Annotated in this window: 11 protein-coding genes; 4 read left to right on the top strand and 7 right to left on the bottom strand. The window is 65.7% G+C overall.

Annotation, left to right across the window (positions count from 1 at the left end):
- From VTU_RS30165 to VTU_RS0123885, 4 genes are all read right to left on the bottom strand, one after another.
- Positions 1 to 1,251: a COG3014 family protein gene (locus VTU_RS30165; protein ID WP_236610863.1), complete on the bottom strand. Its 1,251-nt coding sequence runs from the start codon at positions 1,249 to 1,251 to the stop codon at positions 1 to 3.
- Positions 1,191 to 1,556: a hypothetical protein gene (locus VTU_RS35300; protein WP_236610862.1), complete on the bottom strand. Its 366-nt coding sequence runs from the start codon at positions 1,554 to 1,556 to the stop codon at positions 1,191 to 1,193. The genes VTU_RS30165 and VTU_RS35300 overlap by 61 nt, the downstream gene beginning before the upstream one ends.
- A 164-nt stretch (positions 1,557 to 1,720) precedes the next feature.
- Positions 1,721 to 2,206 (bottom strand): YbhB/YbcL family Raf kinase inhibitor-like protein, encoded by a 486-nt coding sequence (locus tag VTU_RS0123890; RefSeq protein WP_010110099.1) that lies wholly within the window; start codon positions 2,204 to 2,206, stop codon positions 1,721 to 1,723.
- Between the two features lie 243 nt (positions 2,207 to 2,449).
- Complete coding sequence (locus tag VTU_RS0123885) at positions 2,450 to 4,444, bottom strand: aconitase family protein (protein WP_010110098.1); 1,995 nt, start codon at positions 4,442 to 4,444, stop codon at positions 2,450 to 2,452.
- 96 nt (positions 4,445 to 4,540) lie between these two features.
- Here VTU_RS0123885 and VTU_RS0123880 point away from each other — a divergent pair, with 96 nt between their 5' ends.
- Entirely contained in the window at positions 4,541 to 5,218 is a 678-nt protein-coding gene (locus VTU_RS0123880) for a GntR family transcriptional regulator (RefSeq protein ID WP_010110097.1), read from the top strand.
- Positions 5,219 to 5,222: 4 nt separating this feature from the next.
- On the opposite strand, the gene leuD is transcribed toward VTU_RS0123880, so the two are convergent.
- Positions 5,223 to 5,843 (bottom strand): 3-isopropylmalate dehydratase small subunit, encoded by a 621-nt coding sequence (leuD, locus tag VTU_RS0123875; protein ID WP_010110096.1) that lies wholly within the window; start codon positions 5,841 to 5,843, stop codon positions 5,223 to 5,225.
- Positions 5,844 to 5,848: 5 nt separating this feature from the next.
- Entirely contained in the window at positions 5,849 to 7,252 is a 1,404-nt protein-coding gene (gene leuC, locus VTU_RS0123870) for a 3-isopropylmalate dehydratase large subunit (RefSeq protein WP_010110095.1), read from the bottom strand.
- A gap of 210 nt (positions 7,253 to 7,462) precedes the next feature.
- Between leuC and VTU_RS0123865 the strand changes: the two genes are divergently transcribed.
- Genes VTU_RS0123865 through VTU_RS0123855 form a run of 3 tightly spaced genes read left to right on the top strand, consistent with a single transcriptional unit; the run spans position 7,463 to position 8,712 of the window.
- Positions 7,463 to 7,693, top strand: coding sequence for a DUF433 domain-containing protein (locus VTU_RS0123865; RefSeq protein ID WP_010110094.1), 231 nt, complete (start codon positions 7,463 to 7,465; stop codon positions 7,691 to 7,693).
- Positions 7,690 to 8,109, top strand: coding sequence for a DUF5615 family PIN-like protein (locus VTU_RS0123860; protein WP_010110093.1), 420 nt, complete (start codon positions 7,690 to 7,692; stop codon positions 8,107 to 8,109). The genes VTU_RS0123865 and VTU_RS0123860 overlap by 4 nt, the downstream gene beginning before the upstream one ends.
- A 45-nt stretch (positions 8,110 to 8,154) precedes the next feature.
- On the top strand, positions 8,155 to 8,712 hold the full coding sequence (locus VTU_RS0123855) for a recombinase family protein (protein ID WP_010110092.1): 558 nt from the start codon (positions 8,155 to 8,157) through the stop codon (positions 8,710 to 8,712).
- A gap of 30 nt (positions 8,713 to 8,742) precedes the next feature.
- Here VTU_RS0123855 and VTU_RS0123850 read toward each other — a convergent pair.
- Positions 8,743 to 9,142 (bottom strand): isocitrate/isopropylmalate family dehydrogenase (locus VTU_RS0123850; RefSeq protein WP_010110091.1); only part of this gene is annotated, 400 nt, incomplete at its 5' end.

Raw genomic sequence — 9,142 nt, 5'->3', positions numbered from 1 at the left:
TCACGGGAGTTGGCGCGGCGCGGTGGCCGCGGGATTGGCCGCCGTGCGCGGGGGGCGCTTGCTGGCGCTGCGCGCAGGGGCGGCGGCAGCGGCAGGCGGCGGCGCAGTGGGCACTGCTGCAACGGGCGCCGGGGGAGGCGTTGCGGCAAGCGCGGCGGTGGGCAGTTGGCCGAGCGTGGCGACGTCGCCGATGAGCACGCTGTTTTCATACATGCGCAGCGGCACCAGCGCGTACTGGCCGTCGATCTTGATCGGCGTGGGCAGTTCGCGGCCATCGATGGAGACGCGGTGCTCGCCCGGCGGCAGGTAGCCGCGGGCCACGTACACGCGGCCGGGCAGCATGCGCCACATGCGGTCGTCGGCCTGCTCGGTGAGCGTGGATGCGGCGATGCCAAGCAGCCCCCCGATCAGGCCGCCTTGTTTCTGCAACTCGTTCTGCACCACGCCCTTGGCTATGGCACGGGTGACGTTGCGCAGCACCATGCCGGGCATTTCGTCCTTGAGCACGCGGCGCGCCATCACGTTCAGGTCAACCACTTTTTCGAGTTTCAAATCGCTGCCGGCGGCCGACAAACGGGTCAGCAGCGGATCGTGCGACGGCTCGATCACCGGGTAGGAAATGCTCGCCGTGATCATTCCGCTCCCGGTGGGAACGGGCAGCGTAAAGGCCTTGGACTTGCGCGCCGGAGCGTCGCCGGCCTCGATCACGAAGAGCACGTCGGTCATGCGCTGGCGGCGCTTCCAGGTGAAGCCCGTGCGCTCGTCGAGGCCACGCAGGCCCTCTTCGAGTACCCCGGTTTCGGGCTTGAGTTCGATGGCCTTGCGGTAGCCGGGGGCAGCCAGACCGGGCTCGTTGAGCACCTCGTACAGGAAGCCGGCCAGGTAGTGGCTGAGCGCGTTCTGGTAGCCGTTCCTGAGCGCCAGCACCTCCGGATCGTTGAGCGTTTGCACGGGGTAGCCGTTGATTTCCTTGCCGCCGGCTGTGGCGCCCTTGGACTTGGCCTCCTCTTCCGCAGCCAGGGTTTCCTTGGCGCGGAATTCGGCAATCACGGCCTCGCGCTCGTGTGTGCGCTTGACGTCCACGCGGGCGTTCTCAAAGTCGCCCACCGCGACGCGGTTGAGCGCCAGGCGCGTGGTCAGCCAGACCTTTTCGTAGTCCTGGCCCTCGTAGACCTTCAGGCGCTCGCTGATCAGCGTGGCGCCCACCATGCCCAGGAGCTTGCCGGGTTGGTCTTGGCGGTGTCTTCCCATTCCTTGACCTTGTTGTCGGCAAGCAGGAAGGCCTGCGTGCTCTCGGGGTAGCGGCGGTCCATGCGCAGCAGTTCACCGCGCTCCATGTTGAACAGCAGCGCGGTCCTTTCCTCTTCGGTCTTGGCCGTGCTTTCGAGATGCGTCAGTGCCGCGGCAATACCGCCCGCGCGCCCGGCGCTTTGCACCTCGCTGGCCAGTTTGTCGTGGCTCTGCATGTTGGCGCAACCGGTGAGGATCGCGCTCAGCGCCAGCCCCCACAAAAGGCGCGCAGGGCGTGGACGAAAACGGGACTGGCTGTTGCTCATGAAGAAGGTTCCTTCCTGTCGGATTCTGCAAGCGATGCTGTTGGAAAGCTGTTACCGAGATTGGCTTTTTGTTTAGTTGACTGACCGAATGTTAATCATTTTAGCCATAGTCCGGCCCCATTTGTTCAGCTGCCCGGACCGTTACAGCAAGGCGTACCTCCGCCTCAGCGCTTATAGAGGCCGGTCAGGGTGGCCGTGGCGAGTGTGTTCTGGTAGATCATGAAGCGCAGCACCGCGTTGGGCGTGCTGCCCGGCAGCCCCAGCTTGGGTATGCTCAGCGCGTGCACGGTGAAGATGTAGCGGTGTGCCGGCGAGCCCTTGGGGGGGCAGGGGCCGCCGTAGCCCGTGGTGCCGTAGTCGTTGCTGGCCTGGGCGCCGATTGCTTCCAGATCGCCGGGGCCTGCGCCGGCGGCGATTCGGGTGACGGACGGATCGACGTCGAACAGGATCCAGTGCCAGAAGCCGCTGCCGGTGGGCGCGTCCGGATCGTAGAGCGTCAACGCGAAGCTCTTGCTGCCTTCTGGCGCGCCCTGCCATTGCAGCGCGGGCGAACGGTTCTGGCCGCTGCCGCTGAAGCCGTCGTACTCATGCACCCGTTGCAGCGGATCCTGATCCTTGAATTCAGGCGATGTCAGTGTGAAGTGGCTCATGCAATCAATCGGGCTGCACATTCCATTCGCAAGATCCCTCTGCGGTGGGGTGACGAACAGGGATGACCGTGGTCGGACCCGTTTGCCATCGCACTCGATGGAATCTTCGCAAGCCTGGGTTGGTGAACCCATCCTTTCCATACATTGGTTGATCTGTCTGTCGTGCAACCTGCCCTGCACGGGCTGGCGCACGGCCCTTCTTGGTACGCGCTGTCATGGTAGCGCCCATGGCGCCGGGGGTGATCATATTGTGTGCAAGGAGGTCGTGCCGGCGCTGCCTGCGGCGCGCTTCTTCAGTTCACCGAAAGTGATCAACTCGCCAGCCAAAGCGCTGGCGGCCACGCTGGAGGGGCTGGCCAGCCAGACCTTCCCGGGGCCGGAGCGGCCCGGGAAGTTGCGGTTGATGGCGCTGACCGTCACCTGCCCGGTTGCGGTGGAGGCGCCCGGTCCGCAGTTGGCGCAGGCGCCACAGCCTGGCATGAGCATTTCCGCGCCCACGGCCTGGAACACCGGCAGCATGTTCTGTTCCGTGCAATAGCGCCGGACGTCCTGCGTGCCGAACTGCAGGAACAGCGACACCCTGTCCGGCACCCTCAGGCCGTGCGCCAGGCCCCAGGCGAATACTTCCAGGTACGTGTCGAAATCCGCGCGCTTGCCGGCGGTGCAGGAGCCGGCATAGGCAATGTCCACCGGGACTCTGCGGCCGATCCGGCTGTACGGCACGCCGTTGCCCGGGTCGCCCGGGGCGGCAAACAGGGGTTCGATGCGCGTGCAGTCGATGGAGATGCTGCGCTCGTACACCACGCCCTGGTCGCTGCGCATCCAGGGCTCGATCGTGACATCGACGCCGCGGCGCTCCCGGAGGAAGGCCACAGTGCGCGCGTCGGGCGCCACGATGCCGGTAAAGCCCCCCAACTCGGCGACCATATTCGTCAGGGTGGCACGCTCGTCCACCGACATGCGCTCGGTCACCGGGCCGGTGTACTCGAACACCATGCCGATGCCGCCGCCCTCGGCGATGCAGGGCGCGCGCAGCAGTTCCAGCACCACGTCCTTGGCGTGCACGCCGGGCTGCAATTCACCGTGCAGTTCCACCCGGAACACGCCCGGATAGTTGCAGCGCACCAGGCCCGTGACCCAGGCATTCGCCATGTCGGTGGCGCCCACGCCGAAGCACAGCGCGCCCAGCGCGCCGGAGTGCGGCGTGTGCGAGTCGGTGCCCAGCGCCACTTGGCCCGGCAGGACGTAGCGCTCGGCCATCATGGCGTGGCAGATGCCTTCGGACCCCGGACCGTCCGGCAGCGCGCCGTGCCCCTGCACGCCGTAGCCGCCGACGAAGTCGCAGTGGCCTTGGCGCAGATCGTGCACGCCATCGATCAGGCCCATTTCCTGGTGCACCGGGCTGCGGGTCACGTAGGTCAGATGGTCCTCGAAGGCGACGATGGTGGACGGGTCGTGCAGCGGCGCCGGCTTGCCAAAAGTGCCGTGCATCAGGTGCGCAGCCATGCCGGTAAAGTATTCGTGCGAGAAGCGCCAATCCACCGTGAGAAAGATGCCGTCGCCGACCTCCGGTGGCGCGTTGGCCGCTTGCCAGGGCGCGCGTACCCAGTGGCGCTCGATGATCTTGTGCGCGAGGCTGCGCGGGCGTTCCGTCGCCACCGGTGTGGCCCGGGCGAGCGGGCCCGGCATGTGCTGCCGGGAGAAGGCCAGCAGTCCGCCTGCACGGATGATGCGCTGGCTGAGATCGTCGTGGCCTTCGGTGAACTCGTGCAACGCGATGGCCTCGCCGGCCTGGATGCGCTCGATGAGGCCGGTGTCGGTGGAGGTCAGCAGGCCCACGTTGTGGGCGTTCTGGCGGTAGATGCGCTCGAAGCTCTCGGCGATCACCAGTCGGACGCCGGCGGCCAACTCGGCCATGGGGCTGTTCTCGCGCGAGGAGCCCTTGCCGTAGCGCTTGCCGCCGACCACCACGGCAAAGCCGGCGCGGCGGATCGCGCCCTTGCCGATCGGTGTCTCGTCGCGAATGCGCAGGCCCACGTAGGGATAGTCACCGAGCCGCTCGTCGCACACGGTCATCACGGTGGTGGGCGTGATCTCGTCGGTGGAGACGTTGTCGCGCAGTGTTCCCGCTTGGGCCGGCGTGAAGTCCACACCGGTGAGTTGCAATGCAATACGCTGCGGATCGTCGCAGAGGAAGAGGATCCTGCCGTTGAAAGGGATGCTGGAAGGGGTTGCCATGGGAGTGAGAATTCTTTACAGAATCATTGTGCGTATACATAACAGCACGCGACAATATGCTGGCACTCCAGCCATGTCAACGAATAAATCTTTCAGATGAGCAACACCCCGGACGCCAAGCCAACTTCCAGTGACTCGGTCTACCTGAGCTTGCGGCACAAGATCATGAACAACCAGATTCCGGGCGGCAGCCACCTGTTGGAGGACGTGGTTGCGCAGGAACTGGGGGTCAGTCGCACGCCGGTGCACGCGGCCCTTGCGCGCCTGGAGTCCGAGGGCCTGGTCCAGGCGGTGCGCCGACACGGTTATCGCATCACCCCCATCACGCTGGCCGACATCCACGAGATCTACCAGGTGCTGTCGCCGCTGGAAACGGTGGCGGCCGAGTTGTTGGCGCAGAAGAACCCCAACGACCAGGAGGTGCAGGCGCTGCAGGAATGCGTGGATGGCATGGCCACTGCCCTTGAGCACGACGACCTGAACGCCTGGGCCGCAGCCGACGAACGCTTTCACGCCCGGCTGGTGGATCTGTGCGGCAACCAGCGCCTGGCGCGCATGGCCAAGCTGATGTTCGCCCAGTCGCACCGGGTGCGGCTGTTCACCCTGAGGCTACGCGACAAGCCGGTCGGTTCGGTGCAGCACCACGGCGCCCTGGTGGACGCCATCCGGCAGAAGCGACCGCAGATCGCGCGCAAGATCCACGGCGCGCACCGCCAGGATTGGTCCAGAACCCTGGAGCAGCTTCTCAGTTCGCTGAATATCCACCAGATCTGATGCATCAGCTGATGCGCGCGCGCTCGTACAGCCAGGGCTGGCGAGCCCGCTGATCCTGCTCGAACTGGTCGATCCTGGCGGCCTGCTGCAAAGTCAGGCCAATGTCGTCCAGGCCATGGAGCAGGCAGTGCTTGCGCAACCCGGTCACCTCGAAGCGGAACTGGCGACCGTCCTCCAGCGTCACGGTCTGCTCGGGCAGGTCCACGCTGATCTGGCGGCCGGCTGTTGCCTCTTGCATTGCGGCGGCCACTTCCTCGGGGCTGAGGATGACCGGCAGCAGGCTGTTCTTGAAGCAATTGTTGTAGAAGATGTCGGCGAACGAGGGCGCGATGATGCTGCGGATGCCGAAGTCGTACAGTGCCCACGGCGCGTGTTCGCGCGAGGAGCCGCAGCCGAAATTCTCCAGCGCCACGATGAGTCGGGACTTGCGCCACGGCTCCTGGTTGAGGACGAAGTCCGAGTTTTCCGACCCGTCGTTGCGCATGCGGTATTCGCGGAACAGGCCCCAGCCCAGTCCGGTCTTGGTCACCCACTTGAGCATGTATTTCGGGGTGATCATGTCCGTGTTGATGTTCGCGATCGGCATGGGCGCCGCGTAGCCTTGGACGCGGGTGAATTTTTCCATGGGCTTCACTTCCAGTCGCGGACGTCGACGAAATGGCCGGCGATGGCCGCAGCGCCCGCCATGGCAGGGCTCACCAGGTGGGTGCGGCCGCGCGGGCCCTGGCGGCCGACGAAGTTGCGGTTCGAGGTCGATGCGCAACGCTCCTGCGGTTGCAGCCGATCCGGGTTCATTGCGATGCACATCGAGCAACCCGGCTCGCGCCATTCGAAGCCGGCGTCGATCAGGGTCTGGGCGATTCCCTCCCGCTCAGCCTGGCGCTTGACCCACCCGGAGCCCGGAACCACCAGCGCCTGCACATGGCGGGCGACCTTGCGGCCGGCCACCACTTGGCTCACTGCACGCAGGTCTTCAATGCGGCTGTTGGTGCACGAGCCAATGAACACCTTGTCCAGCGCAATGTCCGAGATCTTCTGGCCCGCGCGCAGGCCCATGTATTCCAGCGCAGCGGCGGCGGCTTCGCGCGCGGCCTCGTCCTTGGCGGTCGCCGGGTCGGGCACCACGGCGGTCACGGGAACCACGTCCTGCGGGCTGGTGCCCCAGGTCACCATCGGCGCCACTTGGGATGCATCGATCCCGACCTCGGCGTCGTAGTGTGCGCCCGGATCGGACGGCAGCGATTTCCAGTAGGCCAGCGCTTGCTGCCAGTGCCCGGCCTGGGGCGCGCCCGGGCGGCCCTGGAGGTAGCGGAATGTGGTCTCGTCCGGCGCGATCAGGCCCGCGCGCGCACCGGCCTCGATGGCCATGTTGGACAGGGTCATGCGGCCTTCCATGGACAGCGCCTGAATCGCAGGGCCGGCAAACTCGATCACGCAGCCGGTGGCGCCGGCGGTGCCGATCTGGCGAATGATGGCGAGCACCAGATCCTTGGCCGCCACGCCCGGGCGCAGCGCACCCGTGCAGGTGATGCGCATGTTCCGGGAGCGCTTCTGGATCAGCGTCTGCGTGGCCAGCACGTGCTCCACCTCGGAGGTGCCGATGCCCACCGCGTAGGCACCGAAGGCGCCGTGGGTGGAGGTGTGGCTGTCGCCGCAGACGACGGTCATTCCCGGCTGGGTCAGCCCCTGCTCGGGGCCCACCACGTGCACGATGCCCTGGCGCGGGTCCTCGTAGCCGAAGTAGGTGATTCCGAACTCCCGGGTGTTCTGGCGCATCAGCGCAAGCTGCACCCTGGCTTCAGGGTCCTCGCAGTCGTCGGAGCGGCCAGGCGTGGTGGGAATGTCGTGGTCGGCAACGCCCAAGGTCGCGTCCGGTCGGCGCACGCGCCGGCCCGCGAGGCGCAACCCGTCGAATGGCTGCGGCGTCGTCACTTCATGGACGAGGTGCTGGTCGATGTACAGCAGCGTGCTGCCGTCGGAGAATGCGTGCACGCGGTGCGCATTCCAAATCTTGTCGTAGAGGGTCAGGGGCATGCTGAAGCGCGTGGTGGTTTGTGTGCGTATATCTTAGCGTATACGTAAGCCGTGACGCAAGGCTGCGTGGCGCGCTTCCTGGCTGAGATGCATCGGCGCGGTACCGACATTCGCGTCGGCTCATAGGTAGCCCGCATTCTCACAAATAGTTCTTGGAATACTATTCTCGAATCACTACCATCACACCGAGTTTCGATAAGGAGCAGCAATATGGGTCCACTCAACCGCATCACGCAACAGCCGGAAGTCATGGGGGGCAAGGCGTGCATTCGCGGAATGCGCGTCACGGTCGGCATGGTGGTCGGCCAGATCGGAGCAGGCCACAGCGTCGATGAAATCCTGACCGACTTTCCTTACCTGGAGCACGACGACATCATGCAGGCGCTTCGCTACGCTGCATGGCGTGCGGATGAACGCGAGGTCACGCTGGCCATTGCATGAAGCTGCTGGTCGATATGAACCTGTCGCCGCGCTGGGTCGATGTGTTGACCGATGCAGGGGCCGAGGCGGCGCATTGGTCAACGCTCGGGGCCTACGACGCGCCGGACTCGGAGATCATGGCCTATGCCAGCGCGACCCACTGCGTGGTGCTGACACACGATCTGGACTTTGGTGCGATCCTCGCTGCCACCCATGGCGAGAAGCCCAGCGTGGTGCAGATTCGTGCCGAGGATGTCAGCCCGGATGCGATTGGCAAACAGGTCGTCATGGCATTGCGGCAAATGGCCTCCGAACTGGAAGAAGGCGCGCTCCTGACGGTCGACCCGAAGCGCACGCGCTTGCGCTTGTTGCCGCTGCAACCGAGGGGGCAGAAGGGTGAAGCTGGGCCGCAAAAGCATGGAATCAAGGCGCGCTGAAGTGGCTGCGCGCGTTTGCGGCTGCGCGCTGCGTGCGATTCGATCATGCTGATCGGGTATGCGCGTGTCTCGACGCAGGATCAGATTCTTGATCTGCAAATCGAGGCTCTGAAGAAGGCCGGCTGCAAGAAGGTTTTCGACGACAAGATCAGTGATAGCCGGGCAGAGCAGCCTGGTCTGGCCAAGGCGCTGGAGATGCTGCGCGAGGGCGATACCCTCGTCGTGTGGAAGCTGGATCGTCTCGGCCGGAGCGTCAAAAATCTGCTGGATTTCGTCACCGGCTTGAGCATGCAGAAGGTCCAGTTCAAAAGCCTCAGCGACGCCATCGATACCGGCACGCCGTCCGGCCGGTTTTTCTTTCACGTCATGGCCAGTCTGGCCGAGATGGAGCGTGAGCTGACGGTCGAGCGAACGCGCGCCGGGCTGGAGGTCGCCCGCCGGCTCGGACGCACGGGCGGGCGCAAGCGACAGATGACCGACAGCAAGATCGAGTCAGCCAAGAAGCTGCTGGCCAACGGTGTGCCGCCTCGGGACGTGGCCAAGAATCTTGGCGTGTCCGTTCCTACGCTCTACCGCTGGATTCCGGCTTCCGCAGCGGCTTAGCTTGCTATCCGCGCCCGCGGGCGGCGTGCATCAACCCTGGGCGGCGAGTGCCTTGACCACGGCGTCGCCCATCTGCGCCGTGCCGACCCGGGTCGTGCCCTCGCTGTGGATATCGGGCGTGCGCAGGCCCTGGGTCAGCACCTGTTGCACGGCGGCTTCGATGCGCTGTGCAGCGGCTTCCTGGTTCAGGCTGAAGCGCAGCATCAGCGCGGTGCAGAGGATGGTTGCCAGCGGGTTGGCCAGGCCCTGGCCGGCGATGTCGGGGGCGCTGCCGTGGCTCGGTTCGTACAGACCCTGCTGGCTGCTGTTGAGCGAGGCCGAAGGCAGCATGCCGATGGAGCCGGTGAGCGTGGCGGCTTCGTCCGAGAGGATGTCGCCGAACATATTCCCCGTGACCAGCACGTCGAAGGACTTGGGCGCCTTGACGAGC

This window comes from Verminephrobacter aporrectodeae subsp. tuberculatae At4, from assembly GCF_000193225.1.
In the GTDB taxonomy this organism is placed as follows: Bacteria; Pseudomonadota; Gammaproteobacteria; order Burkholderiales; family Burkholderiaceae_C; genus Acidovorax; species Acidovorax aporrectodeae.
Note: the sequence above shows the minus strand (reverse complement) of the source record. Positions and strands in the feature narration are given on the sequence as shown.

Coding starts and splice junctions, on each gene's coding strand:
- VTU_RS30165 (WP_236610863.1), bottom strand. CDS start 1,251: ATGGGAAGACACCGCCAAGACCAACCCGGCAAGCTCCTGGGCATGGTG.
- VTU_RS35300 (WP_236610862.1), bottom strand. CDS start 1,556: ATGAGCAACAGCCAGTCCCGTTTTCGTCCACGCCCTGCGCGCCTTTTG.
- VTU_RS0123890 (WP_010110099.1), bottom strand. CDS start 2,206: ATGAGCCACTTCACACTGACATCGCCTGAATTCAAGGATCAGGATCCG.
- VTU_RS0123885 (WP_010110098.1), bottom strand. CDS start 4,444: ATGGCAACCCCTTCCAGCATCCCTTTCAACGGCAGGATCCTCTTCCTC.
- VTU_RS0123880 (WP_010110097.1), top strand. CDS start 4,541: ATGAGCAACACCCCGGACGCCAAGCCAACTTCCAGTGACTCGGTCTAC.
- leuD (WP_010110096.1), bottom strand. CDS start 5,843: ATGGAAAAATTCACCCGCGTCCAAGGCTACGCGGCGCCCATGCCGATC.
- leuC (WP_010110095.1), bottom strand. CDS start 7,252: ATGCCCCTGACCCTCTACGACAAGATTTGGAATGCGCACCGCGTGCAC.
- VTU_RS0123865 (WP_010110094.1), top strand. CDS start 7,463: ATGGGTCCACTCAACCGCATCACGCAACAGCCGGAAGTCATGGGGGGC.
- VTU_RS0123860 (WP_010110093.1), top strand. CDS start 7,690: ATGAAGCTGCTGGTCGATATGAACCTGTCGCCGCGCTGGGTCGATGTG.
- VTU_RS0123855 (WP_010110092.1), top strand. CDS start 8,155: ATGCTGATCGGGTATGCGCGTGTCTCGACGCAGGATCAGATTCTTGAT.